Origin of the sequence: Chelatococcus sp. CO-6, assembly GCF_001271345.1 — a bacterium.
Taxonomy (GTDB): domain Bacteria; phylum Pseudomonadota; class Alphaproteobacteria; order Rhizobiales; family Beijerinckiaceae; genus Chelatococcus_A; species Chelatococcus_A caeni.
Window position 1 is genome coordinate 1,170,335 of sequence record NZ_CP012398.1, and the last position, 24,773, is coordinate 1,195,107.

Below are 24,773 nucleotides of genomic sequence, written 5' to 3' on the forward strand. Positions count from 1 at the left end.
CCTTTCGCACACCGCCGGAAGGAAGGATTTGCTTTGGCCAATTGCGTCTACCGGTCGGTCTGCGCGGCGCGAAACAGGCCCCCGGCTCGGATTGGGAGGGCTGCGAGAAGCATAGGAGACACCGCATGACCGTGCCTGCCTATTCCTCTTTCGCTCAATGGTACAGCAACGGTCACCTTGCGCACTATGTGCGCACGATTAAGTCCGCAGGTGACATCATTCATCTGCTGGAGGCCGCGCAGCCGGCCGGGGACATGTCCGACCCCGCCGTCCCGGATCTCGTCCTATACCAGGACCTGCATGGTGGCAGTCGTGTCAGCGGCGATATGGGAGGGGGGCGCTTCGTTGTGAGGAGTGAAAAGGGCAGCTTCTTTCTCTCTGCTCCGCGGTTCGCAAACACGGTCATTGTCGACGCAGCGCATGAGCTTCGCAGCTTGTCGTTTCCGTTGGCGCAGTGGCAGCCTGTTCTGGATGAAGCCGCCGAAGGGCGGTTTTCTCTGGACTATCAGAAACTCTGTATGGGGGCGTTCGCTTCGCCAACGATCCGGTCCGCGGTGCGGAACCTGTGGGTCTTGTGCGATGAGGAGGGTGCGCCGTCGCGCCTGTTGGCGCAGGCCGCAGGCTGCGAGATTTTGGCCGAGTTGTGCCGGCTGGGCGGAGCACCTTTCACTCCGACAAAGGGCGGCCTTGCCCCCGGGGCGGAGCGGCGCTGCCTGGAACTGCTGCGGACGCGGCTTTCGGAAGACATCAGCCTCGACGAACTGGCGGCCGAAGCGCGGCTCTCTCCCTTTCATTTCGCGCGCATGTTCAAGCAGAGCGTCGGTGTGCCGCCACGGGTGTACCTGACCCGGCTGAGGATGGAGAAAGCCTGCGAACTTCTCGAGCGGACGGACCTTCCGATCACGGAGATCGCGCAGGAGGTGGGATATTCGTCGAACCAGGTTCTCGCCCGGGTATTCATCAAGCATCAACACATGAGCCCGTCCGACTATCGTCGGGCCGTTCGCGATCCGGTTCGCCCATCGATCTCACTTCGCGCGCGTCCGGCTCTGGAGGGACGGCAATGACCGTCCATGCCCATTCGTCATTCGCCCAGTGGCACAGCAACGGCCGACATGCGTCCTACTTGCGCACGATGAAATCCCCGGGCGCAATTCTCGACCTTCTTGAGGTCCAGCGACCAGCCGGGGACATGTCCCGCCCGGCCCTGCCGGACATCGTCCTGATGGAGGACATGCTTGGCTGCAGTCGTGTCAGGGGAGACCTGGGAGGAGGCCGCTTCGATATCACGACCGTGAAAGGCACCCTCGCCGTCGCCGCGCCGAACTTCGCGACCACGGTGATCAATGACGACAGCCATCGGCTCCGCAGCCTGGCGTTCCCTGTGGCACAATGGCAAGGCGTGCTTGACGAAGCCGCCGGCGGCCGGTTCTCGCTCGACAACTCCTGCATCTACGGCCGAGTGTTCGACTCACCGGCCATCCGGTCGGCGCTGCGGAACCTGTGGGCTCTCTGCAATGACGAGGGGGTACCTTCGCGGCTGCTGGCGCGGGCTGCAGGTTTGGAGATTATGGCCGAGTTGTGCCGGTTGGGCGGGACACCGTTGGCGACTGCAAAGGGCGGTCTTGCTCCGTGGGCTCAGCAGCGGTGTTTGGAGCTTATGCGGGCGCGGCTTTCGGAAGACATCAGCCTCGATGAACTGGCCGCGGAGGCCCGACTCTCACCCTTTCATTTCGCGCGCATGTTCAAGCAGAGCGTCGGTGTGCCGCCACGGGTGTACCTGACCCGGCTGAGGATGGAGAAAGCCTGCGAACTCCTTGAGACGACGGACCTTCCGGTCACCGAGATCGCGCAGGAGGTGGGATATTCGTCGAACCAGGTGCTGGCCCGGATGTTCATCAAGCATCGGCACATGAGCCCGACCGACTATCGTCGGGCGATTCGCGATCCAGTGCGTTCTATCGCGCCGCAGTGACTTTCAATGGCGGCGCCTGGCGGCGGGAAGCTTGCCGATGGAATTAGCGTGTCATGCCTCTCCTCCCGAACCACGAGAAGCCCGCGCCGCTCTCGCCGTCAGGATATGCTCGAGATCCTTCAGCGCGGCGGCCGCGGTGGCGAGAGGCTCCGTTCCGGATCCGATCGCGATCGTCTCGCCCATCGCATCCGTGGTGATGCGGATCGCCTTGTTCTTTCCCGACACATGCGCAAGCGGATCGCTCGGCGGGTAGGTCCGGACGCCGACGGCTGCCCGCGTCGCGCTGTCTGTCCGGACAAGGCGACCGACGAGCTTGGGAACGAGACGCTGCTTTCGCCACGCTTCGATATCGTGCGCCGCAATCGACTGAACGCCCTCGACGGAGAGATCGTCCATCGTCAGGTCGGCATCCAGGCCGAAATTGGCGATCAGGATGAGCTTGCTGGCGGTGTCCCAGCCCTCGGTATCATTGCGCGGGTCGGCTTCTGCGAAACCGCCCGCCTGGGCGCGCGCCAGCGCCTCGTCGAAGCCGAGGTTCTGATTCATCATCGCGTCGAGCAGGTAGTTGGTGGTGGCGTTCAGAATGCCCTCGATCTCGAGCACTTCGCAGCCTTTCAGGCTGTGCTCGAGAAGGTCGATCGTCGGCAGCGCGGCGGCGGCGGCGCCGCTGAGTTTCAGCATCGCGCCCGAGGATCGCGCCAGGGCCCGCAACTCCGGTCCGCTGTGGACCAGCGCACCCTTGGATATGACGATCGCGTCGCGCCCCGACGAGAGGGAGGATCGGATATAGGCGAGGCCGGGACCCCCGGTTCGAAAATCGCTGGGGCCCGCCTCGATGAGAATGTCGGCGCCGCTCGCCTCGATGAAGGCCGGGCCCGACAGACCCGGCTCGAGCGCATCCAGGCGCCCGGGTTCGAGACCGTCCGCGTCGGCCAGTCCGGATCGCGAGCCGCATACGGCGACGAGGCGAATGTCGGCTCCATGGACCTGCCGGTAGCGCTCGCGGCGGGCCAGGAGAAGGTTGGCTGTGGCGCGGCCCACGCCCCCGAAACCGGCAATCGCGATCCTGACGACATTCATGGTTTCAATGCCTTATCTTCGAGCATCGAGCACGGATCGCCAAAGCTTCCAACAGCGCCGAACACATTCCCGTTGAAAGCCGACCCTATCCGGCCGTCTATCCTCGCGCCAGCGACGGCGAGCAGGGCGTGCACGAAGGCGCGCTTGCGGCGATCGCGGCCGGCGCGGCCGCCGACTGCCTTCGGCGAAGCCGTCTCAGGCGCGGATGAAGGCCAGCATATCCGGGTTCACCACATCCGGATGCGTGGCGAACATGCCGTGAGAAAGGCCGGGATAGGTCTTGAGCGTGCCGTCCCTGACGAGCTTGATCGCCTTCAAGGCCGAGTTCTCGATCGGCACGATCTGATCGTCCTCGCCATGGATGATCAGCACGGGAACGGTGATTACCTTCAGATCCTCCGTGAAGTCGGTCTCCGAAAATACTTCGATGCAGTCATGATGCGCCTTGGCGCCGCCGCTCATGCCTTGGCGCCACCAATTGTCGATCAGGCCCTGGCTGACCTTCGCGCCCTCCCGGTTGAAGCCGTAGAAGGGTCCGCTCGGCAGATCGCGATAGAACTGCGCGCGGTTTGCCGCCAGGGCGGAGCGCAACCCATCGAAGACCTCCATCGGAACGCCGCCCGGGTTGGCGTCGGACTGAGCCATCACCGGCGGGATCGCTGCGATCAGAATGGCCTTGGCCACACGGCCGCGTTCGGCGCGCGCCGCATAACGCGCGACTTCGCCGCCGCCGGTCGAATGGCCGATATGGACCGCGTCGCGCAGATCGAGCGCCTTGGCGATCTCAGCCACGTCGGCGGCATATGTGTCCATGTCGTTGCCGGTGTCGGTCTGGTCGGACCGGCCGTGGCCGCGCCGATCATGCGCGATCACTCGGTAGCCTTCGGACAGGAAGAACAGCATCTGGTTGTCCCAGTCGTCGGCGCTGAGCGGCCAGCCATGGTGAAACACGATAGGCTGCGCGTCTTTCGGTCCCCAATCCTTGTAGAAGAGGGTGGTCCCGTCGGATGTGGTGATGGTGGCCATTGCACGTCCCCTTCCAAACCAGGTTGAGCGGATACCCGAAATGGCAGGAGTCTTTCGCAGCGGCGCTCTCACCGGGTCGCAACGCTTGCCACCTGCTTTTCGCGTGATGGTTCTAGCGGGTTGGCGAACGTGCTGCGGCGCGGAAGCTGCTGCGCAAGTGCTGATCTTGCGGGCCGATTGCCGCCGCAGACGGATTCCTGCCCCGGAACATCGTGGCGAGGCGCGTACCGTGCCATCGCTCGGTCATAGAGGCCTCGGGAGATGACGCCGGCAATCCGACCAAGCTGCTGCCGGCGCAGCCCAATGCGGCGATCCTCTGTTCGCCGCTGGCCAAAGGGGCCGAAGCTGGATTGCGAGTACCAGATCAATTCGTCCCGCCATTGCATGCGCGAGCGGAACAGCCTCGGGATGACGAGCGTCGTCGACGCCGACGGCGGTTTCCGGAACTATCCCGACGACGACGCGATCATCGAGAAGCTGCGTGCCGAGCCGGCTCCAACCCAGGATGGGAGAACTCGACCGCGAGACCGACAGGCTGGTCGTCTCGCGATCCCTCGAAGCCGGGCGGGGTCCAGGTCGAGATCGCCGGCCGGCTCAAGCCGGCTCAAGGCCCTGCTCGGGGAGAAGGCCTATCCGAACGGCGTGCGTGGGGTGTGGGGAAAGATGGTAGCGGAGGAGGGACTCGAACCCCCGACACGCGGATTATGATTCCGCTGCTCTAACCAGCTGAGCTACTCCGCCCCTTCGGGCGCGGCGCTTGGCACCGTGCGGCGGGATATAATGAGGTGGCGCGGCGGCTGTCAAGGAAGCTCGCGCGCTTTCCACGCATTGTGCAGCAGGCGTGTGCGCCCTTGGATTGCCCGCCGGGAGAACCCGCGGTCTCTCGCCTTCCCCGACGGTCAGGCGAACTTGCGCAGTTGCATGACCTTGAAGAAGCCGCCGGGGAAGACCGACTCGAGCGAGACGACTTCGGCCACCCCGCGCGAGCGCGCCCAGCGGGCGATGCGCTCCGCCTTGAAGGCCGAGCTCCAGCCCACCTTGCTGGCGAGCGGCGCCACCGCCTCCTCGAGGCTGGCGAGCGCGCCGCCGGCAGCACCGAAATGATTGGCGAGGACGATCTCGCCGCCCGGCCGCAGCACCCGCGCGAATTCGTCGAGCGCGGCCTCGGGATCGGGCACGAGCGTGATGACGAACTGCGAGACCACGGCATCGAAGGTCCCGTCCGGGAAGCCGAGGCGGCAGGCGTCCATCACCGCGAGCGCCTCGACCTGGCGAAGGCCGAGCCGGTCGACCTTCTGCTGCGCCCGCCGCAGCATGTGTTCGGACAGGTCGACGCCGGTCACCTGCGCGCTCTTGGGATAGGCATCGAGCGACAGGCCGGTGCCCACGCCCACCTCGAGGATGCGCGTACCGCAGGCGAGCGCCGCCGCAACCGCCCGCTGGCGCGCCGGCGCCGTCAGCTTGTCGTAGACGACATCGTAGACCGGCGCCCACCGCTCGTAGGCCTTGCGCATCGAGGCCGTATCGGGCCCCTTGATGTCGGCCGCTGCCATTGTCCCCCTCGTCGAACCGTCTCCGTCAGGCCACCGCGCCCTCTCCGAGCGTTTCGCGCATCGGCACCGGACGCGTGGCGCGGATGGTGCCGCCGCCCAGCACCTGCGCACGACCATCTACACCATCGTAGATGACACAGGCTTGACCGGGTGCAACCCCCTCCTCGGCGCTGGCCAGGACGATCTCCACACCTTCCGCGTCGCGTCGCAGGAAGGCCGGGCAGGGCTGGCGCGTGGAGCGCACCCGCACGGCCACCTCCAGGCCCTCGGGCGGCAGCGCGTCGAGCGCCACCGGGCCAAGCCAGTTGACGTCGCGCAGCCTGATGCTCTCGGTGCCGAGCATCTCGCGCGGACCGACGATGACCCGGCCCTTCTCCGCATCGAGCTTGAGGACGAACAGCGGCTCGCCGACCGACAGGCCGAGGCCGCGCCGCTGGCCGACGGTGTAGTGGATGATGCCCTCGTGCCGGCCAAGCACCCGGCCGTCCACGTGCACGATGTCGCCGGGCGCCACGGCGCCGGGCTTCAGCCGCTCGATGATATCGGTGTAGCGGCCGTTGGGCACGAAGCAGATGTCCTGGCTGTCGGCCTTGTCGGCCACCGTGAGGCCGAATTCGTGGGCGAGCGCCCGCGTCTCGCTCTTGGCCATGTCGCCGAGCGGGAAACGCAGGAAATCGAGCTGCTCGGCCGTCGTCGCATAGAGGAAGTAGCTCTGGTCGCGCTCCGGGTCGGCGGCGCGGAAGAGGCCGCGGCGACCGTTCGCCAGGGGGCGGCTGGCGACGTAATGCCCAGTCGCCAGCACGTCGGCGCCGAGATCGCGCGCCGTCTCCAGGAGGTCGGCGAACTTCACCGACCGGTTGCACTCGACGCAGGGAATCGGCGTCTCGCCGGCAAGGTAGCTCTCGGCGAAACGCTCGATCACCGCGTCGCGGAAGCGCGACTCGTAGTCGAGGACGTAGTGGGCGATGCCGAGCCGCTCGGCGACCCGGCGCGCATCATGGATGTCCTGGCCGGCGCAGCAGGCCCCCGGCGGTGGACTGCGGCGCCGTGGTCGTAGAGCTGCAAGGTGATGCCGATGACATCGTAGCCGTCGCGCTTCATCATCGCGGCGACGACGGAGGAATCGACCCCGCCCGACATGGCGACGACCACGCGCGTCTCGGCGGGTGGCTTGGCGAGATCAAGGCTGTTGAGCATGGCTCATCCTCTCCTCCCCGCCCGGCAAGGCGGAGGTGCAGCTGGCTTGGGCATACATATAATGCCCGGCAAGCGCAGTAAAACCCGGTGTTCCCCTTAGGCGGGCCGTGTGTCGGCTTTGCGGCGGCGGCTGCCCTGCAGGCTTGGAAGCCGGCAATTCCTGCCGCCTTCGCAGCGTCGTGACGGCATCACCGACGAGGATGCGCTGCAGCTTTTGCTTTAGGCAAATCTTAAATCACGCAGGTCTAAGCTCCCTCTCGACGTTGGTCAGTCGAGTTAGTGTGAGCGTATCATGACCGAACCCCAACGCCCGAGGGTGAAATACGTCATCGGGCCCGACGGCAGTCCATTGACGATTGCCGACCTGCCGCCGTCCTCCACCAAGCGCTGGGTCATCCGGCGCAAGGCGGAGGTCGTCGCCGCCGTACGCGGTGGCCTGCTGAGCCTCGACGAGGCTTGCCAGCGCTACACGCTGACGGTGGAGGAGTTCCTGAGCTGGCAGCAATCCATCGACCAGCACGGCCTCGCCGGCCTGCGGACGACGCGCATCCAGCACTACAGACAGTGAACCGTCTCCGCCGGGTGGTGCGGTCTCCCGGACGCAACCTCGGAAAGACAAGGAAACGCCGGCCCCCGGGCCGGCGTTTCCGCTTCCGAAGCAACGGCCGTCGCCCTCGGTGACCGTTTTCCATCGGGACGCGACAATTGTCGCGAGCCGTTTAACCGCTCCCTAACCATAAGCGCGAAAACATCCGCACGCACAGCGGCGGGGGCTTGCGGCTCGCGCCATCACGCACGGAGACGGCGGTATGGGAATGAAGCCCTCACGGCACGCAGGGTCGCTTCGGCAGGGATGGGCATATCGGCAGACATGGGCCTATCGGGCACACGGCCGGTTCGTTGCCGGACCTTCGCTGATGACGGCATGCGATGCCGGTGCGGCGCGATGAGCAATGCGACGCCCCGGGAGCTCCCGCCCACCCTCCCCGCCGCGCTTGCGCTCGTCGGCCAGCCCATGGCCGTCGTCGAGCGGGAGCTGATCCTCGCGACGCTCGTCTACTGCAACGGCAATCGAACCCATGCCGCGCGCATGCTGGGCATCTCGATCCGCACCCTGCGCAACAAGCTCGCCGATTACACGGCCGCCGGCTTTGCCGTGCCGGAGGCCGGCAGCGGCATCGCGCGCAACGCTCCCGCCTGAAGCAGCGGCTCGCTCAGCGCTTGCGCAGCCACAGGCTCGTCTCGAAGGCGCCGTCCACCAGCGGCAGGGCGCCTGCGGCGCTCGCCGCAACCGCCCGTTCGAGGCGCGTTGCGGCGTAGTGGCTTGCGAAGACGATGTCGTAGCCGCCGCCCTGCAACAGGGCTGCGACGAGCAGTTGCTCGTTGTAGCCGCGCCAGCCCCACGCCTGCGGATAGGCGTCGGGCAGGAAGATGTCGTGCACATGCACGAGGACGCCGGCCGGCAGCCCCGGCAGGATGTCGAGGAACAGCCGGTCGACGTCGTTGCCCGGCATCGCGATGTGGCTCGAATCGATGAACAGGACGTCACCCGCCGCCAATGGCGGAAAATCGTCGCCCTCCACATCCTCGACCACGACCGGCCGATGCGTCACGGCCAGGGCGGCGATGTCGGCGCGCGGCGCCGGATCGATGCAGGTGATCGCGGTCGCGAGGCCGCCGTCCGCGACCGCGCGAGCCATGAAGCGGGTGGAGTGGCCGGAGCCGATCTCGACGATGCGCGCCGGCTTCTCGCGGCGCACGATGGCATAGGCCGCCGCCGCGTCGAGCCGGGGAAACCACATCTGCCGCCAGCGCAGCCCCGCTCCCTCGGCGGGAATGGCAGAAAGCTCAGCCGCCACCACGTCGATCGCCGCGAGCGTCGCCTCCATCGCCGGCGCTGCGGCCGCGAAGAGGGGCTCGAGGGCGGGATAGCGGGCAGAGCGTGCCTCGCGGGCGTGCCGGTAGGGGATGAAATAGCCGCGGCGCGCAAGGCCAGTGACGGTGCCGAGACCGAAGGCGAGCCGGCGCAGGCGCGTGCGCAATGCCGGCATCAGGAGGCGCCGTCTCCCGAACGAGAGGCGCCAGCCTTGCCGGTGCCGACCTTCGCCGTGACCCGCTCCTTGAGCGTGCGGGCGATGCGCGAGCGCTCGAACAGCACCACGACGACGATCGAGAAGGCGAGCGGGATCAGCAGGTAGAACAGCCGGAAGACGAGCAGCGCCGCGAGCACGTCCGCCGGATCCATGTCCGGCATCGCCTTGAGGAAGACGAACTCGAGCACCCCGAGGCCGCCGGGTGCGTGCGAGATGAGCGCCGCCGAGAAGGAGGCGAGGAAGACGCCGAGGACGACGAAATAGCCCGGGTTGCCGGCTTCCGGCAGCGCGAAATAGATGATGCCGGCGGCGCCGAGCAGCTCGAGCGGGGCCGCGAACAGCTGGCGCAGCGTGATGTTGAGGCGCGGGTAGTAGATGGCGAAATTGCCGATCTTCAGCGGCTTGAACTCGCGCCACGACCCGAGCACGTAGAGCGCGACGAAGGCGAGCATGGCAATGCCGGCAAGCCGCGACAGCCAGATGGGCGCGTCCTCGACGAGCCGGTTGACGATCTCCGGCTCGCCGACGAGCACGAGCCCGCCGAGCAGGACGCTGCCGAGGCCGAAGGTGAAGGAGCACAGGGCGACGAGCACGCCGACCTCGGCGAGGCTGAGCCCCATCGTGCCATAGGCCCTGAGGCGCACCATGGCGCCCGACAGCACCGAGGCTCCGATATTGTGCGACAGCGCGTAGGTCGTGAAGGAGACGAGCGAGATGACGACCCAGGAGAGCTTCTTGCCGAGATGCAGGAGCGCGATGCGGTCGTACCAGGCGAGCGCGCCATAGGCGACGATCGTGGACAGGCCGGCGAGCAGCCAGTGCTTCAACTGGATGGCGGCGATACTGTCGAACACCTCGCTGGCGGAAATGTCCTTCAGCTCCCGGTAGAGGAGCCAGGCGGAAAAGACGACCGCGGCAAGGCCGACGACCGGCCAGACATACTCGAGCTTCTTCTTCATAGATCCTTGAGCTTCGCCCCCGCTGCCAAATGCTTCCTCAGTGCATTCCCCGATGCACTCCCGGTGCATTCTTCGCCGATCCCTGTCGGCATCTGTGCCCGACCGGGCGCCCGCCCGCAAGGCTTTCTTGACGCCGGCCGGCCTTCTCGTGCAAGGGCAGGGAAAGGCTCGCGCCGCCGGCTTCAGGGGCCACGGCGCGGGCCCCTATCAGGATCTGGAGAAGCGCCGGCCATGCTTTGCGACGGCTATACCGACATCCCTGCCGGCAAGCTCGCCACGGTGGTCACCTACCTCGAGATGACCGCGCCGCCGACCACCGGCAAGGGGGACAGCGGCGATTTGTCCCTGCGGCGGCTCGGGGCAGCCGACGTCGACCGTTATCTCGCGCTGTTCAGGACGGTCGGCGGGCCGTGGCTGTGGTCCAGCCGGCTGACGATGCCGGCGGCGGAGGTGGCCCGGATTCTCGCCGATCCGGACGTCGAGGCCTATGCCGTCGTGCTCGCCGGCGAAGAGGCCGGCCTGCTGGAACTCGACTTTCGCGGCGGTGACGAGGCCGAGCTCGTCTATTGCGGGCTGGTGGAATCAGCCGTCGGCCGCGGCACCGGACGGGCGCTGATGCAGCCCGCCCTCGCACGGGCATGGTCGCGCCCGATCCGGCGGCTGATGGTGCACACGTGCCACCTCGACCACCCGAGCGCCCTGCCCTTCTATGTCCGGATGGGGTTCCGCCCCTATAAGCGGGCCGTCGAGGTGATGGACGACCCGCGTCTCGCAGGGCTCCTGCCGCCCGATGCGGCGCCGCACGTGCCGGTGATCGCGCCGCCGCGCTGAGCGGCCGGCGCGGTCAGCAGTGGGCGACCACCTCGCGGGCGGAATCGCGAACCGTCTCGCGATCGTCGAGCAGCTCGACCTTGCGCAGTTCCTCCAGCGCCTCGTCGAGCTCGGCCCGGGCCTCGTCGAGCTGCCCGCGCAGTTCCTCGGCGGAGCGCACCAGGTTGTCGCGCCGCTGCGCCGCCGCCTTCGCATAGGTCGGATAGGCGAAATGAGCCGGATCGGTGATGCCGGCCCGCGCCTCCTCGGCCGCGATCTCGCGCGCCAGCTCGTCGGCCATGCGCGTGAACTCGGCCGACATGGTCTCGATCTGGTGGACCCTGCGGCGCTTCTCTTCCACGTGGAAGCGCTTCAGGCGAATAAGCGTGTTCCGCGACTTCATCGCTTGTACTACTCCTCGACAAGCCGCCAAAGACGGGGCACAGCCGCCGCAAAAAGGCCGCTGACCTGTCGAACCATCGCCGATGGAGGTTAGTTCTTCCTTACCCGGAGGCATCTGCTGCCGTGGCGACGGCGATGACGCGGCCATTGCGACATTCCTGCAACAGCACCCGGCCCGGACGAGCAGGACGATCCCCAGCGCGAGCGCCCGGACGCGTGCGAGTTATCCAACGCCGCCGTTCGTGGGGTCGCCCGTCAACCTTTCATTTACCGAGGTCGTTAAGACTGAGGCTACGTCTGCTCCACCGGCGGCACGGGCTGCCATGCCGGAGCAAGCGAGTCACATGAGTCACTTGCACCGATTTCCTCATGCGTTGCGTTAACTGTGTAGAAACTGGAAACCGACTGCGATTCAATCTTTTACGCCGACTTTCACATGTTTTGGCGAGAGGTTCTTGCAAGAGGGAATCAGTTTTTGTTAACCATTTGGGCGTAGCGTCGCGAGTCGGAACGAGTGGGAAGATCGGACGCCAGCGCCGCGGCGTAACGCGGGCAGCGTCGGAAAGCCGGGACACCGCCAGCGCGGGCCTCGGGGCGAGGTTGGGGACCTGACATGCGCGTATTGCTCATCGAAGACGACAGCGCCACCGCGCAGAGCATCGAGCTGATGCTCAAATCCGAGAATTTCAACGTCTACACGACCGATCTCGGCGAGGAGGGCGTGGATCTCGGCAAGCTCTACGACTACGACATCATTCTCCTCGACCTCAACCTGCCGGACATGTCCGGCTACGAGGTGCTGCGGAGCCTGCGTGTCGCCAAGGTCAAGACGCCGATCCTGATCCTGTCGGGCCTCGCCGGCATCGAGGACAAGGTCAAGGGCCTCGGCTTCGGCGCCGACGACTACCTGACCAAGCCCTTCCACAAGGACGAGCTCGTCGCGCGCATCCACGCCATCGTGCGCCGCTCCAAGGGCCATGCCCAGTCGGTCATCACGACCGGCGACCTCGTGGTCAACCTGGACACCAAGACGGTGGAGGTGGCGGGCAACCGCGTGCACCTCACCGGCAAGGAATACCAGATGCTGGAGCTCCTCTCCCTGCGCAAGGGCACCACGCTGACCAAGGAGATGTTCCTCAACCATCTCTACGGCGGCATGGACGAGCCGGAGCTCAAGATCATCGACGTGTTCATCTGCAAGCTGCGCAAGAAGCTCGCCAACGCCTCGAGCGGCAAGAACTACATCGAGACCGTCTGGGGCCGTGGCTACGTGCTGCGCGAGCCCGGCGAGATCGAGGAGCGCATCTCCGCCTGAGGCCGCCTCCCGACCGGCAAGAGGCGCCACGACGAAAAGCCCCGCATCGCGGGGCTTTTTTCTTGTCCGCCTCTCATCATGGAGGCCGGCAGCGACGATGGCCCCTGCCGGCTGCCCTGTTCACGCAGCCCGGGTGGCGCCGCGCCGCCGCGGCACGTAGACGCCGCGCAGGGTGGGATGCATCTCGACCTCGTCGCCAAGGCCGATCACGGTTTCGGCCGCGCCGAGGAACAGGCATCCGTCCGGCGCGATCTGCCGCCCGATCCGTGCCAGAATGTCCGCCTTCATCGCCATGTCGAAATAGAGCAGCACGTTGCGGCAGAAGACGATGTCGAAGGTGCCGAGCGGCGAGAAGTCGCGCATCAAGTTGAACGGCCGGAAGGTGATGCGCTGGCGCAGCTCCGGCGCGATCTGCCACGAGTCGCCAGTTTGCGTGAAATAGCGCAGGAGGAGCTGGACGGGCAGGCCGCGCTGCACCTCGAACTGGCTGTAGAGCCCGGCGCGGGCACGCTCCAGCGCCTGGGTGGAGAGGTCCGTGCCCAGGATCTCGATGCGCCAGCCGGCAAGCCGCTCGCCCATCTGGTCGAGCATCATGGCGAGCGAATAGGGCTCCTGGCCCGTGGAGGCCGCCGCGCACCAGATGCGCAGCGCCCGCGTGCTCGCCCGCGCCTCCAGAAGCCGGGGCAGGATGTCGTTGCGCAAGGTATCGAAGGGTGTCTTGTCGCGGAAGAAGAAGGTCTCGTTGGTCGTCATCGCCTCGACGACGGCGCGCTCGAGCTCCGCATCGCCGGCCCGCAACGCCCTTACGAGCGCCTCCAGCGTCTCGAAGCCGCGCTTGCGGCCGAGCGGCTGCAGCCGGCTTTCGAGGAGATAGCGTTTCTCCGGCGTCAGCGCGAGGCCGGAACGGGCGCGGACGAATGTGCACAGGTAATCGAAATCGGCGTCAGTCATCGGCGCCCCCCTCCATGAAAACGCAAATCGCCGGCGCGATGCCGTCGAGCGGCAGAATGGCGCGCGCCAGCCCCTCGCGCGCGATCGCACCCGGCATTCCCCAAACGGTGCTGGTCGCCTCGTCCTGCACGATGACGGGCGCGCCGGCGGCAGCGAGGCTGCGCGCCCCGGCGAGCCCGTCCCGCCCCATGCCCGTGAGCACGACGGCGAGCGCCGCCGGGCCGTAGACGGCGGCCGCCGTCTCGAACAGGACGTTGACGGCCGGCCGGCAGACGTTGGTCGGCGGGCCGTCATGGACATGCAGGAAAACGTCAGCCCCCCTTCGCACGAGCCCGGTGTGACGTCCCCCCGGCGCGACGTGGATCACCCCCGGCCGCACGGCCTCGCCGTCCTCGGCCTCGCGCACCTCGCAGCCCGCGATGGCGGCCAGATGCTCGGCGAAGACGGCAGTGAAGATCGGCGGCATGTGCTGAACCACGACGACCGGCAAGCGCCGCAGCACCGATGCCGGCAGCTGGCCGAACAGCCGCATGACGGCCCGCGGGCCGCCGGTCGAGGCGCCGACGACGAGACAGGCAGGCCTCGCGGCCGCAGCCGCGGGCGCGGCAAGGCGCGGGGGCACGACGATGTCGGGCTTCTGGCCCCGCCCCGCAACCGCACGGATCTTCTCGACGAGTTCGCTCCGGAAGGTGGCGAGCGCGTCCGCGTCCCCGCGCGAGGAGGGCTTCGGCACGTAGTCCGCCGCGCCGAGCGCCAGGCAGTGCAGGGAGATCTCCGCATTGCGTCGCGTGAGCGTCGAAACGACGAGAACGGCGACGCCGGGCCTTGCCGCCAGCAGTTCCGGCAGGGCCGTCAGGCCGTCCATGTCCGGCATGTCGAGATCGAGCACGATGACGTCGGGAGCGGCCCGCGCGACGAGCGCGAGCGCGACGCGGCCGGTCTCGGCCTCCGCCACCACGTCGATGCCCGGCTCCTCGCTCAGCCAGCGCAGCGCAAGGGCGCGCGCAACGGCCGAATCGTCGACGACCATGACCCGTATCACGACACCGCCCCCGCCGATGCTCCGGCACCCGGGCCGGCCGCAGCCGTTCCCGCCGCCCGCGCGCAGCGCCTCAGACCAGCCCGACCTCCTGGAACTTCGCTTCCACGATGTCCTTGTCGAAGGGCTTCATGATGTATTCGTCCGCGCCGGCCTGCAGGGCCTTGGCGATATGGGCGACGTCGTTCTCGGTGGTGCAGAAGATGACCTTCGGCCTGTCGCCGCCGGGCAGCTGGCGCAGCGCCTTCAGGAACTCGTAGCCGTCCATCACCGGCATGTTCCAGTCGAGCAGCACCGCCTCGGGCATCGCCTCCTGGCATTTGGCGAGGGCCTGGGCGCCATCCTCGGCCTCGCTCACCTCGAAGGCGAGCGCCTCGAGGATGCGGCGTGCCACCTTGCGAATGACCGCCGAGTCATCGACGACAAGACAATGCTTCATGTTGCGAGACTCCCAGTCAACGCTCGATCATAGCCGGCCATGGCGCCGCGCGGGACAAAGATCAATTGCCCCCTCCATCACCGTCGAAGGAAAGCACCGCATCCACATCGAGCACGACGAGAAGGCGGTCGTGCAGCCTGTGGATGTGCGACGCGAGGGATGCCCAGCGGCCGTCGAGATGAGGCGGCCTGGGTTCGCGCGTGTCGGCCGGCACCCGCAGCACCTCCCCCACCCCGTCGACGATCAGGCCGAAGCTCTCGTCGCCCTGCTCCAGGCCGACGGCCATCACGGTGCCCACCGTCCGCTCCCGTGCCGGCAGGCCGAGGCGCCGGCGCATGCACACCGCGGTGACGACGCGGCCCCTGAGATTCACGAGCCCCCGGACCTCGGGCGGTGCGAGCGGAACGGGCGTCAGCCCGCCGACGACGAACACGTCGCGCACCCGTGCGATGGGGATGCCGAACAGCTGCTCCCCGACGGTTACCGTGACGTATTGGATGCCGTCGTCGACGGCGCTGGCGCTGATGGCGGGATCGATCGCGCTCATGCCGCCGCTCCATAGCCGTCGATGCTCGCCGCGAGCGCGGCGAGAAGACCGCCGCGGTCGAACTTCGCCACGAATTCCACGCCGCTGTAGCGTCTCGCCCGCTCGACGATGGCCGGGCTGATATAGGAGGACAGCGCGATCACCGGCAGATGCCGCGTGCGCTGGTCGATGCGCATGCTCTCGATGAGATCGAAGCCCGTCTTTCCGGGCATTTCGATGTCGCTCACCACGACGTCGATGACGCGTTGCGAGGCGAGCACGTCGAGGGCTTCGTCAACGCTGCCGGCAAGCGCCAGGCGATAGCCGGCCGCCCTGAGGACCGGGGCCAGCATGCCGCGGAAGAAGTCGGAATCGTCGACGAGCAGCACGGTGCGCACCGGCGCGTTGGGCACCGCCGCCCGGCGCAGCCAGTCCTCGTGCGCGAGCGGCAGGAAATACGCGACGTTGATGAGTTCGGTCGCCTGCCCGCGCACGACGGCCGAGCCGACCAGGTCCGGCCGCTGGGGCACCGGGTCGATGGTGAGCCGCTCGTCGACGATGTCGACGATCTCGTCGACGATCAGCCCCATGGCGCGTTCGGCATCGGAGAAGACGAGGATGGGCTGCATGCCCTCCTTGCGGATCACCAGGCGCTCGTGCGCGGTGACGAGCGGCATCAGCCGGCCCCGGTACTGCACGAACGGGCGGTCGCCGATCCACTCGATCCGGGTCGCATCAATCTCCTCGAGCCGCGTGACGAGGGACAGCTGCACCGCCTTCTGCCCCGGCCCGCCGGCCCGGAAGACGAGGAGCGCCGTGGCCTCGATCTCCTCTTCCCGCTCCTCCTCCATTTCCGCCAGGGCATCGGCAAAGGCCGCCGCATCGACGCCTTGCGCGCCGAGGATGCGCGAGACGCCGTTGGGATCGATGATGAGGACCACGGCCCCGTCGCCGAGGATGGTATTGCCGGAGAACACCTGCAGATGCCGCAGCTTGCGCGACATCGGCTTGACCACGATCTCCTCCGTGTGGAAGACGGCGTCGACGAGAAGGCCGAAGCGCTGCCGCCCGACCTGGATGACGACGATGAAGCCGTCGTCATCCTCCTTCACCTCGGCGCGGCCGAGCAGGCGCGCGAGGGACATCACCGGCAGGAGCCGCTCGCGCAGCCTGAGCACGGGCGCGCCGTTGACGGTCTCGATGCGCTGCTCGGAGCCGGGGCGCACGCGCACCAGTTCGAGCACCGCCATCTGCGGAATGGCGAAGCGCTGGTCGCCGACGCTGACGATGAGCGCCGCGATGATGGCGAGCGTCAGCGGGATCTTCACCGTGAAGACCGTGCCGCGCCCGGGCTCGGAATGGATGTCGATGACGCCGCCGATGAGCTCGATGTTGGTCTTGACCACATCCATGCCGACGCCGCGCCCCGACACGGCCGTCACCGCCTCGGCGGTCGAGAAGCCGGGATGAAAGATGAACTTGGCGACCTGCGCCTCGCTCATGCGCTCCACCTCGGCCGCCGGCGCGAGGCCGCGGGCGATCGCCTTGGCCCTGATGGCGGCGAGGTCGAGGCCGCGCCCGTCGTCGGCGATCTCGATGGTGATCGTGCCACCCTCGTGATAGGCGCCGAGGCGGATGGTGCCGCGCTCCGGCTTGCCGAGCGCCCGCCGCTCGGCAAGGCTTTCGAGCCCGTGGTCGGCCGCGTTGCGCACCATGTGCGTCAGCGGATCCTTGATGACTTCGAGCACCTGGCGGTCGAGCTCCGTATCGGCGCCGCGCATCACGAGGTCGATCGGCTTGCCGAGCTCGGACGAGAGGTCGCGCACGAGCCGCGGCAGCTTCTGCCAGGCGCTGCCGATGGGCTGCATGCGCGTCTTCATGACGCTCTCCTGCAGCTCGGCCGTCACGTGCGACAGGCGCTGCAACGGCACGTTGAAGGTGTTGTCCTCCTGGCGGCGGGCGATGTCGAGCAGCTGGTTGCGGGTCAGCACCAGCTCCGAGACCATCGTCATCAGGTGCTCGAGCGTGTTCACCGCCACGCGGATGGTCTGCTGCCGTGTGCCGGCCGCGGCGTCCGCACCTTCGGCGGCGCCTGCGCCCTGCGGCGACGGCGCCGGTCGCTCCTCGCCGGGAGGCTGCGCCTCGGGCTGGTCGAAGGCGGCCAGGATGGCGGGATCGATGCCGCGCCGCCCGGGGCCGCCGCTGGAGCGTTCGAGCGGAAGGATGAGGTCGTCGTCGCGGCCCGGCGGCTCCACCGACGTGCGCTCGAGCTCGGTGATGATGTGCTTGATCCGGTCGATCGTGGCCAGAATCAGCGTGACGTCGCGGCTCGTGACCGCCTGCTCGCCGTCGCGGAAGCGCCCCATCAGCGTTTCTGCGGCGTGGGCGAGCGCCTCGAGCCGCGGCAGGCCCAGGAAGCCGCAGGTGCCCTTGATGGTGTGAACGAGGCGGAAGATGTTGCGCAGGATGGCGCTGTCGTTCGGGTTGCGCTCAAAGCGCACGAGTTCCACGTCGACGGTGTCGAGATACTCGCTCGTCTCCGTCAGGAACTCGCGCAGCAGTTCATCCATGACGCACACCCGAAAAGTGCGCGCGCGGCCGATGATGGCCGCCCGCGCCTCTGCGATCCGACGGGCAGTGTCAGGGGTAAGAGTTTAAGTTAGGTTGAAATCCCGCGCCATCCTGCACGGATGGCGCGCAGGTGCTCAGCCAGCCACCGGGCCGGCCTTGATCAGCACCGTGTCGTCCTCGAGCGAGAAGCGCGCATCCATGCCAGCCGCCCGCGCCACGAGCCCGGTGTAGAACGGCTGGATCGCATGCGCGTCGACGCTGCCGCCTTCCGCCTTGCCGGCCAGAAGCTGCTCCGCATGGGTCGGAATGCGCGCGCTCACGCCCTTGGCTGCGATGGTGAAGCGCGCATCGTCGCCGTCCACCTCGGCATCGACCGTGATGGAGCCGCCGCGCGGGATCGCATTGGTGGCGAGGAGGATGAGGTTGAGCAGCAGCTTGACCTTGTTCTTCGGCAGCAGCAGACGCGGCACGTTCCAGACGAGGGAGACCTTGTCGTCCTGGATGAAGCCCTTGGCGACGTTCTCGGCATCGCCGAGATCGATCGAGGCCCCGGCGGAGCCGGCCGCGCCGAAGGCGAGGCGCGCGAACTGGAGGCGGGCCGAGGCCTGCCGGGCGCTCTTCTTGATGAGGTCGAGCGCGAATTCCTGCATCGAGGTGTCGTTCTCGTCCTCGAGCACCTCGAGCCCGTTGACGATGGCCCCCACCGGACTGATGACGTCGTGGCACACGCGGCTGCACAGGAGAGCGGCGAGATCGAGCGCATCGAGCGTAACGGCGGTCATGGCGGCTCCGCGGAAGGGGCTAACGCGAGGTGAATGCACCCCGGAACGGGGCGCGAACGATTTTCGGTGATACACTGCTTCGCGCGGGGCAGGAAGCCCCGAGACCACCGAGCATCGCACCCGGTGCGCTGCTTGCAATTCGTTGCCGTTTTGCGCACAACCGCCCTCGTTCCGTCACGACCCAGCGCCCCTGATGCCGCCCTTTTCTCCCGACGCCGACGCCCTCGCCATCACCCTCGCCGCCATCGCCCACGGCGCCGGCGCAAGGATCCTCGAAAGCCGTGCCAAAGGCTTCGCCACCCGCACGAAGGAGGACGGCAGCCCCTGCTCGGATGCCGATATGGCGGCGGAGGCGTTCATCGCCGCCGCGCTGGCCCGCGCCTTCCCGCAGGTGCGCGTGATCTCGGAAGAGAGCGCCGATACGGCGGCGCCGGTCGGCCGGGAAGAGGCCTTCTTCCTCGTCGACCCGCTCGACGGCACGCGTGATTTCGTGGCCGGCGGGTCGGAATTCACGGTCAACATCGCCGCCATCGTCGCGGGCCGCCCGATCGCCGGCGTCATCCACACGCCCGCCGACGGCCGGTTCTGGATCGGCGGCGCAGCCGCCTACGCGACGATCGCGCCGGCCGGCGGCCCGCCGCCGGCGCGGGATGGCCTGCGGCCCATCCGCACCCGGCCGGCCTCCCGCAAGGCGCTGACGGCGCTCGCCAGCGCCCGCCACGGCGATCCGGAAACGGACCGCTTCCTCGCCGCCCTTGCCCCGCGCGAGCGGCGCAATGCCTCCTCGGCCCTCAAGTTCTGCCTCGTCGCTGCGGGCGAGGCGGACGTCTATCCGCGCTTCGGGCGGACCATGCAGTGGGACGTCGCGGCGGGCGACGCCCTGGTCAGCGCGGCGGGCGGCTTGGTGACGACGCCGGACGGCACGCGTGTCACCTATGGCGACATGACGGACGGCTTCGCCAACGGCCCGTTCATCGCCTGGGGCGATCCGGCCCTCGCCCGCGACACGGCGCTGCTCGCCGCCGCAGTCGGCGGCCGGACCTGAGCGGGCGCCGCCTGCGCCCGCCTTCGCCCTGACATTTTTGACGCAGAACGTCCCGCCGCGATTCGCTGCGGCACCGCCTCCGGGTAGGCTGCCGCGGGCGGTTATTTCCGGGAAATGAGCAGCTTTCCGCTTCCGTTTAGCAATCTCGTTAACGATTTGTGTTCCATGATGGGGAGCGGGCGGGCTTTAGTGCATGGAGTATTGCTGATGCGAGCCAGCTGGAAAGCGGCCTGGCGTGCCGCCATGACGATCGTCGCGGCGCTCCTTCTCGTCGCGCCCGGTGTCGCCCTCGCCCAGGGCGCGCCGGCACAGCAGGACACGTTCTCCCCCCAGGAACTCGTCCAATCGGGCCATAAGGCCTTCGGCAACGTCTCGCGCGGGCTCGCGCTGACGATCGAGGAGGCCGTGCGCCGCTGGGGCGAGCCCAACGGCTACATCGTCGGCCAGGAGGCCTCGGGCGCCTTCGTCGGCGGCCTGCGCTACGGCGAGGGCGTGCTCTACACGCGCAACGCCGGCGACCAGCGCGTTTACTGGCAGGGCCCCTCGGTCGGCTTCGACTTCGGCGGCGACGGCGCGCGCACCATGATGCTCGTCTACAACCTGCCGACGGTGAACTCGCTGTTCCAGCGCTTCGCAGGCGTCAACGGCTCGGCCTATCTGGTCGCCGGCTTCGGCATGACGGCGCTGAACGCCAATGGCATCACCATCGTGCCGATCCGCACCGGCGTCGGCGCCCGCCTCGGCCTCAACCTCGGCTACCTGAAGTTCACGCCGGAGGCGACCTGGAATCCCTTCTGAGCGTTCAGCCGGAGCGATTCGAATGACGGGCCCTTGACTGGAAAGACCGGTCAAGGCGTGCCATTTTCATGAAAAGCCGGCTCGGGGCCGGCCGGCTGCAACGGGCGTGAAGGGGAAGCGGGGCCGTGATCGAAGCGCTGATGATCTTCGCGCTCGGGTTCCTCGCGGCCACGCTCCTGGCGATCGTCGTGCTTCCCGCCGTCAACCGCCGCGCCGAGCGCCTGATCCGCCGCCGGCTCGAGGCGCAGTTTCCCCTCTCGATCGCGGAGCTGACGGCCGAGAAGGACCACCTGCGGGCCGAGTTCGCCGTCGCGCTGCGCCGTCTCGAGCAGCAGCTCGAACGGGCGCGGGACCGGCATGCGTCGGCGCTCGCGGACATCGGCCGGCGAACGGCGGAGCTGAAGCAGCTCGAGGACGAAGGCGCGACCCTCATCGCCACCATCGGCGATCTCGAAAGCCGCCTCGCCGAAACCCTCGCCACGCTCGAGGCGACGCGCGCGGAAGGGGCGCGGCTCGAGGCGGCCCTCAAGGAGACGACCGACAGGCTCGGCGCCCGCGACGAGGCCTACCGTGTGCTCGAGACGGCCCACAAGGACGCGCTGATCGACATCGATACGAAGCGCATCGCCGTCGCGGGGCTCGAGACCCAGCTCGCCAACCACGTCGACCGCATCGCCGACCTCGAACAGGTGCTCGCCGCCACGCGGGCCGATCTCGCCGCCGCGCAGGCCGGCCTTGCCGAGCGCGACAAGCTGCTGGAGAGCGCGCGCACGCACGAGGAGGTGCTGTCGGCCCGCATCCGTTCGCTCGACGACATGCGCCGCGAGCAGGCGACGCGCATCGAGGTGCTGGAGGCGAGCGAGGTCGATTATGCCGCACGCCTGACCGAGGCCTCGGCCGCCGCGTCGCGGCGCGAGACCGTTGTCGCCGAGCGCGATGCGGATCTGGCCCGTGCGCGCGATCTCATCGCGAAGCTCCGGGCCGAGGCGGCGGCGACTGACGAGAGGGAGCGGTCGACGGCCCGCGCCCTGGAAGAGGAGGTCGAACTGATGCGCGCCGAGAAACTGTCGCTCGAAGGGGCGTTGCAGCAGGCCCGCGCCGACCGTGCCCGCCTGCAGCGGGAGCTCAACCGCCTGCAGCGCGACATTCGCAAGCTGCCGGCCGAGGCCGGCGATGATGCCTCGCTGCTGCAGCGCATCGACCAGCTGGCCGATGCGATCATGGCGGCTCCGCAGCCGGAACCCGACCGGGCGGACGAGGAGAAGAAGCCGGTCGCCCGGCAGACGGCGTAAGGCCGCTCCCGCGGGCCGGCGACGCTCACAGCGCCGCCGAATCCTCCGCCGTCAGGCTCGCGCCCGTGATGCGCGGCTCGATGAAGGCGACGACCCGCTCCGCGAGCGCCTCCGCATCGGCCGCGGCCGCATCGAGCAGCAAGTCCGGCGACAGCGGCGGCTCGTAGCCTTGGCCGACGCCGGTGAAGGTCGCGATCTTGCCGTCCTGCGCCTTCGCGTAAAGCCCCTTGGGATCGCGCGCGGCGCAGACCTCCGCCGGCGTATCGACGAAGACCTCGACGAACTCGCCCGGCGCGAAGCGCTCGCGCAGCCGCTCCCGGTCCGCCCGCACGGGCGAGACGAAGGCGCAGAGCACGACGAGGCCGGCATCCAGCATCAGCCGCGCCACCTCGCCTGCCCGGCGCACGTTCTCGGCGCGGCTCGCAAGGTCGAAGCCGAGATCGGCATTGAGCCCCTGGCGCAGGTCGTCCCCGTCGAGCACCGTCGTGTGACGGCCGAGGGCGTGCAGCTTGCGCTCCACCAGATTGGCGATGGTCGACTTGCCCGACCCCGGCAGGCCGGTAAACCAGACGGCAAGCGGGCGCTGGTGCTTGAGACCCGCGCGTGCCGCCCGGTCGACGTCGAAGCCGTGGCGGTGCACGTTCGTCGCCCCGAGGGCCTCGACCGCCATGCCCGCCGCGACGGTGGCGTTGGTGAACCGGTCGATGAGGACGAAAGCGCCCGTGGCGCGGTTCTCGTCATAGGGGTCGAAGGCCACCGGCGTCACGGTGTCGATCTCGACGACGCCGATGCCGTTGAGGGCGAGACCGCCCGCCTCGCGCTCGTCGAAGGTCTCGACGTCGATGGCGTTGCGGATCGCCCGGACGGTGGCCGGCACGGTGCGCGTGCCGAGCTTCATGAGATAGGACCGGCCCGGCGCCAGCGTGTCCTCGCTCATCCACACGAGCCGGGCGGCGAGGCGGGAGGCGACCGCCGGCCGCGCCTTCGGGTCGGCCAGCACCTCGCCGCGCGGGGCGTCGATCTCGTCGGCAAGCACCAGCGTCACGGCATCGCCGGCGCGGGCCGTCTCCCGGTCGCCGTTAAAGGTGACGATGCGCGTCACGCGGCTCGTCTTGCCGGAGGAGGCGGCCACCACCTCGTCGCCGACGCGCACGACGCCACCGGCGAGCGTGCCCGAGAAGCCGCGGAAGTCGAGGTTCGGCCGGTTGACCCATTGCACGGGAAAGCGCAGCGGCCCGTCCGTGCGCGCCGCCTCGACCTCCACCTCCTCGAGATGGCCGACGAGCGTCGGGCCGTCGTACCAGGGGGTGTTGGCGCTCGGCGCGGCGATGTTGTCGCCGAAGCGCGCCGAGACCGGGATCGGCACGATGGACGAAAAGCCGAGCTTGCCGGCGAAGGCGGCGTAGTCGGCGACGATGGCGTCGAAGCGCTTCTCGTCGAAGCCGACGAGGTCGATCTTGTTGACGGCGAGGATGACGTGCCGGATGCCGGTGAGCGCCGCGATGACGCTGTGGCGCTTCGTCTGCGTCAGGACGCCCTTGCGGGCGTCGATGAGGATGATGGCGAGCTCGGCGTTCGAGGCGCCGGTCGCCATGTTGCGCGTGTACTGCTCGTGGCCGGGCGTATCGGCGACGATGAAGGAGCGGCGCGGCGTCGAGAAATAGCGGTAGGCGACATCGATGGTGATGCCCTGCTCGCGCTCGGCCTCGAGCCCGTCGACGAGCAGCGCGAAGTCGATGTCGCCGCCGGTCGTGCCGTGGCGGCGCGAATCCTTCTCAAGTGCCGCGAACTGGTCCTCGAAGATGGCGCCCGTCTCGTGCAGCAGCCGCCCGATCAGCGTCGACTTGCCGTCGTCCACCGAGCCGCAGGTGAGGAAGCGCAGGAGGCCGCGCGCGGGCGCAGCCGGCAAGGGCGCGGGGCGGGCGAGCGTTGCGACGGCGTTCATCAGAAATACCCCTCGCGCTTCTTGCGCTCCATGGAGGCCTTGTCGTCCCGGTCGATGACGCGACCCTGCCGCTCGGACGCGCGCGAGGCCATCAGCTCGTCGACGATCGCCTCCAGCGTCTCGGCATCGGATTCGACGGCGCCGGTCAGCGGATAGCAGCCGAGCGTGCGGAAGCGGACCTTGCGCAGTTCGGGCTTCTCGCCGGGATGAAGCGGCATGCGCTCGTCGTCGACCATGATGAGCGCGCCGTCGCGCTCCACCACCGGCCGCTCCTTGGCGAAATAGAGCGGCACGACGGGAATGTTCTCCGCGAGGATGTAGTGCCACACGTCCCGCTCGGTCCAGTTGGACAGCGGGAAGACGCGCATCGATTCACCCGGGTTGATGCGGGTGTTGAAGAGATTCCACAGCTCCGGCCGCTGGCTGCGCGGCTCCCAGCCGTGCTGGGCGTTGCGGTGGGAGAAGATGCGCTCCTTGGCGCGGCTCTTCTCCTCGTCGCGCCGCGCCCCGCCGAAGGCGGCGTCGAAGCCGTACTTGTCGAGCGCCTGCTTCAGGCTTTCCGTCTTCATCACCTGGGTGTGCAGGGACGAGCCGGAGCGGAACGGATCGATGCCGCGCGCCTTGCCCTCCGGATTGACATGAACGATCAGCTCCCAGCCGAGCTCGCGCGCCGTCTGGTCGCGGAAGGCGATCATCTCGCGGAACTTCCACGTCGTGTCGACATGCATCAGCGGGAACGGCGGCTTGCCCGGGAAGAAGGCCTTGCGGGCGATGTGCAGCATCACCGACGAGTCCTTGCCGATCGAATAGAGCATCACCGGGTTGCGGAACTCGGCCGCCACCTCCCGCATGATGTGGATCGCCTCCGCCTCGAGGCGGGCAAGATGCGGCGCGAGGCCAAGGCGGGGAGCCTCGGCCCGGGCCGGTTCGAGGACGGAGAGAGCGGCGGCGTCGGAGCGATACATGGTCGTTGAC

23 protein-coding genes, 1 tRNA gene and 2 pseudogenes are annotated in these 24,773 nt (G+C 68.3%); 10 read left to right on the top strand and 16 right to left on the bottom strand.

Annotated elements, in window-relative coordinates; genetic code table 11:
- Window positions 1-125: 125 nt before the first annotated feature.
- Together AL346_RS05500 and AL346_RS05505 are read left to right on the top strand one after the other, a co-directional pair.
- Complete coding sequence (locus AL346_RS05500) at window positions 126-1,067, top strand: helix-turn-helix domain-containing protein (RefSeq protein ID WP_053193351.1); 942 nt, start codon at window positions 126-128, stop codon at window positions 1,065-1,067.
- On the top strand, window positions 1,064-1,975 hold the full coding sequence (locus tag AL346_RS05505; RefSeq protein WP_053193364.1) for an AraC family transcriptional regulator: 912 nt from the start codon (window positions 1,064-1,066) through the stop codon (window positions 1,973-1,975). Before AL346_RS05500 ends, AL346_RS05505 begins: the two co-directional genes overlap by 4 nt.
- Before the next feature lie 51 nt (window positions 1,976-2,026).
- Here AL346_RS05505 and AL346_RS05510 read toward each other — a convergent pair whose 3' ends face one another.
- Window positions 2,027-3,055, bottom strand: a complete 1,029-nt coding sequence (locus AL346_RS05510; RefSeq protein WP_019401575.1) for a homoserine dehydrogenase — start codon at window positions 3,053-3,055, stop codon at window positions 2,027-2,029.
- Between the two features lie 195 nt (window positions 3,056-3,250).
- Window positions 3,251-4,081 carry an alpha/beta fold hydrolase gene (locus AL346_RS05515; RefSeq protein WP_019401576.1) on the bottom strand — a complete coding sequence of 277 codons (831 nt, stop codon included), beginning with the start codon at window positions 4,079-4,081 and terminating at the stop codon, window positions 3,251-3,253.
- A gap of 260 nt (window positions 4,082-4,341) precedes the next feature.
- On the opposite strand from AL346_RS05515, the pseudogene AL346_RS25550 reads away from it, so the two are divergent.
- A pseudogene (locus tag AL346_RS25550) lies at window positions 4,342-4,570 on the top strand (amidohydrolase); the annotation flags it as partial.
- A gap of 175 nt (window positions 4,571-4,745) precedes the next feature.
- On the opposite strand, the gene AL346_RS05520 reads toward AL346_RS25550, so the two are convergent.
- The 3 genes and pseudogenes from AL346_RS05520 to mnmA all read right to left on the bottom strand — a co-directional run bounded on the left by AL346_RS05520 (window position 4,746) and on the right by mnmA (window position 6,831).
- Window positions 4,746-4,822, bottom strand: a tRNA-Met gene (locus AL346_RS05520).
- 158 nt (window positions 4,823-4,980) lie between these two features.
- Window positions 4,981-5,634 carry a class I SAM-dependent methyltransferase gene (locus AL346_RS05525; RefSeq protein ID WP_019401577.1) on the bottom strand — a complete coding sequence of 218 codons (654 nt, stop codon included), beginning with the start codon at window positions 5,632-5,634 and terminating at the stop codon, window positions 4,981-4,983.
- A gap of 25 nt (window positions 5,635-5,659) precedes the next feature.
- Window positions 5,660-6,831 (bottom strand): annotated as a pseudogene (gene mnmA / locus AL346_RS05530) (tRNA 2-thiouridine(34) synthase MnmA).
- 292 nt (window positions 6,832-7,123) lie between these two features.
- Here mnmA and AL346_RS05535 point away from each other — a divergent pair.
- A complete protein-coding gene (locus AL346_RS05535) occupies window positions 7,124-7,399 on the top strand; it encodes a DUF1153 domain-containing protein (RefSeq protein ID WP_026015031.1) in 276 nt (91 codons plus the stop codon).
- A gap of 378 nt (window positions 7,400-7,777) precedes the next feature.
- Window positions 7,778-8,032 carry a helix-turn-helix domain-containing protein gene (locus AL346_RS25555; RefSeq protein WP_019401580.1) on the top strand — a complete coding sequence of 85 codons (255 nt, stop codon included), beginning with the start codon at window positions 7,778-7,780 and terminating at the stop codon, window positions 8,030-8,032.
- 13 nt (window positions 8,033-8,045) lie between these two features.
- Here the strand turns inward: AL346_RS25555 and AL346_RS05545 are convergent, their stop codons facing one another.
- Together AL346_RS05545 and AL346_RS05550 are read right to left on the bottom strand one after the other, a co-directional pair.
- Window positions 8,046-8,882: a class I SAM-dependent methyltransferase gene (locus tag AL346_RS05545; RefSeq protein ID WP_019401581.1), complete on the bottom strand. Its 837-nt coding sequence runs from the start codon at window positions 8,880-8,882 to the stop codon at window positions 8,046-8,048.
- Complete coding sequence (locus AL346_RS05550) at window positions 8,882-9,883, bottom strand: lysylphosphatidylglycerol synthase domain-containing protein (protein ID WP_019401582.1); 1,002 nt, start codon at window positions 9,881-9,883, stop codon at window positions 8,882-8,884. The genes AL346_RS05545 and AL346_RS05550 overlap by 1 nt, the downstream gene beginning before the upstream one ends.
- A 231-nt stretch (window positions 9,884-10,114) precedes the next feature.
- Here AL346_RS05550 and AL346_RS05555 point away from each other — a divergent pair, with 231 nt between their 5' ends.
- Window positions 10,115-10,714, top strand: a complete 600-nt coding sequence (locus tag AL346_RS05555) for a GNAT family N-acetyltransferase (protein ID WP_019401583.1) — start codon at window positions 10,115-10,117, stop codon at window positions 10,712-10,714.
- Window positions 10,715-10,727: 13 nt separating this feature from the next.
- Here AL346_RS05555 and AL346_RS05560 read toward each other — a convergent pair whose 3' ends face one another.
- A complete protein-coding gene (locus AL346_RS05560) occupies window positions 10,728-11,096 on the bottom strand; it encodes a hypothetical protein (protein ID WP_019401584.1) in 369 nt (122 codons plus the stop codon).
- A 612-nt stretch (window positions 11,097-11,708) separates the two neighbouring features.
- Between AL346_RS05560 and ctrA the strand changes: the two genes are divergently transcribed.
- A complete protein-coding gene (gene ctrA, locus AL346_RS05565) occupies window positions 11,709-12,410 on the top strand; it encodes a response regulator transcription factor CtrA (RefSeq protein WP_019401585.1) in 702 nt (233 codons plus the stop codon).
- 120 nt (window positions 12,411-12,530) lie between these two features.
- Here the strand turns inward: ctrA and AL346_RS05570 are convergent, their stop codons facing one another.
- The 6 genes from AL346_RS05570 to chpT form a co-directional block, all read right to left on the bottom strand.
- Complete coding sequence (locus AL346_RS05570) at window positions 12,531-13,361, bottom strand: protein-glutamate O-methyltransferase CheR (RefSeq protein WP_019401586.1); 831 nt, start codon at window positions 13,359-13,361, stop codon at window positions 12,531-12,533.
- Window positions 13,354-14,391: a chemotaxis-specific protein-glutamate methyltransferase CheB gene (cheB, locus tag AL346_RS05575; RefSeq protein ID WP_019401587.1), complete on the bottom strand. Its 1,038-nt coding sequence runs from the start codon at window positions 14,389-14,391 to the stop codon at window positions 13,354-13,356. Before cheB ends, AL346_RS05570 begins: the two co-directional genes overlap by 8 nt.
- Window positions 14,392-14,473: 82 nt before the next feature.
- Entirely contained in the window at window positions 14,474-14,839 is a 366-nt protein-coding gene (locus tag AL346_RS05580) for a PleD family two-component system response regulator (RefSeq protein ID WP_019401588.1), read from the bottom strand.
- Window positions 14,840-14,900: 61 nt separating this feature from the next.
- Window positions 14,901-15,386 carry a chemotaxis protein CheW gene (locus tag AL346_RS05585; RefSeq protein ID WP_019401589.1) on the bottom strand — a complete coding sequence of 162 codons (486 nt, stop codon included), beginning with the start codon at window positions 15,384-15,386 and terminating at the stop codon, window positions 14,901-14,903.
- Complete coding sequence (locus AL346_RS05590) at window positions 15,383-17,935, bottom strand: hybrid sensor histidine kinase/response regulator (RefSeq protein WP_019401590.1); 2,553 nt, start codon at window positions 17,933-17,935, stop codon at window positions 15,383-15,385. Before AL346_RS05590 ends, AL346_RS05585 begins: the two co-directional genes overlap by 4 nt.
- Before the next feature lie 135 nt (window positions 17,936-18,070).
- On the bottom strand, window positions 18,071-18,718 hold the full coding sequence (chpT, locus tag AL346_RS05595; protein ID WP_019401591.1) for a histidine phosphotransferase ChpT: 648 nt from the start codon (window positions 18,716-18,718) through the stop codon (window positions 18,071-18,073).
- A 193-nt stretch (window positions 18,719-18,911) separates the two neighbouring features.
- On the opposite strand from chpT, the gene AL346_RS05600 reads away from it, so the two are divergent.
- The 3 genes from AL346_RS05600 (at window position 18,912) to AL346_RS05610 (ending at window position 21,853) form a co-directional block, all read left to right on the top strand.
- Entirely contained in the window at window positions 18,912-19,763 is an 852-nt protein-coding gene (locus AL346_RS05600) for a 3'(2'),5'-bisphosphate nucleotidase CysQ (protein WP_053193365.1), read from the top strand.
- A gap of 207 nt (window positions 19,764-19,970) precedes the next feature.
- Entirely contained in the window at window positions 19,971-20,561 is a 591-nt protein-coding gene (locus AL346_RS05605) for a DUF1134 domain-containing protein (protein WP_019400228.1), read from the top strand.
- A gap of 125 nt (window positions 20,562-20,686) precedes the next feature.
- Complete coding sequence (locus tag AL346_RS05610; protein WP_019400227.1) at window positions 20,687-21,853, top strand: hypothetical protein; 1,167 nt, start codon at window positions 20,687-20,689, stop codon at window positions 21,851-21,853.
- 25 nt (window positions 21,854-21,878) lie between these two features.
- Here the strand turns inward: AL346_RS05610 and cysN are convergent, their stop codons facing one another.
- Both cysN and cysD read right to left on the bottom strand, forming a co-directional pair.
- Window positions 21,879-23,798, bottom strand: a complete 1,920-nt coding sequence (gene cysN, locus AL346_RS05615) for a sulfate adenylyltransferase subunit CysN (RefSeq protein WP_019400226.1) — start codon at window positions 23,796-23,798, stop codon at window positions 21,879-21,881.
- On the bottom strand, window positions 23,798-24,763 hold the full coding sequence (cysD, locus tag AL346_RS05620) for a sulfate adenylyltransferase subunit CysD (protein ID WP_019400225.1): 966 nt from the start codon (window positions 24,761-24,763) through the stop codon (window positions 23,798-23,800). The genes cysN and cysD overlap by 1 nt, the downstream gene beginning before the upstream one ends.
- Window positions 24,764-24,773 lie beyond the last annotated feature (10 nt).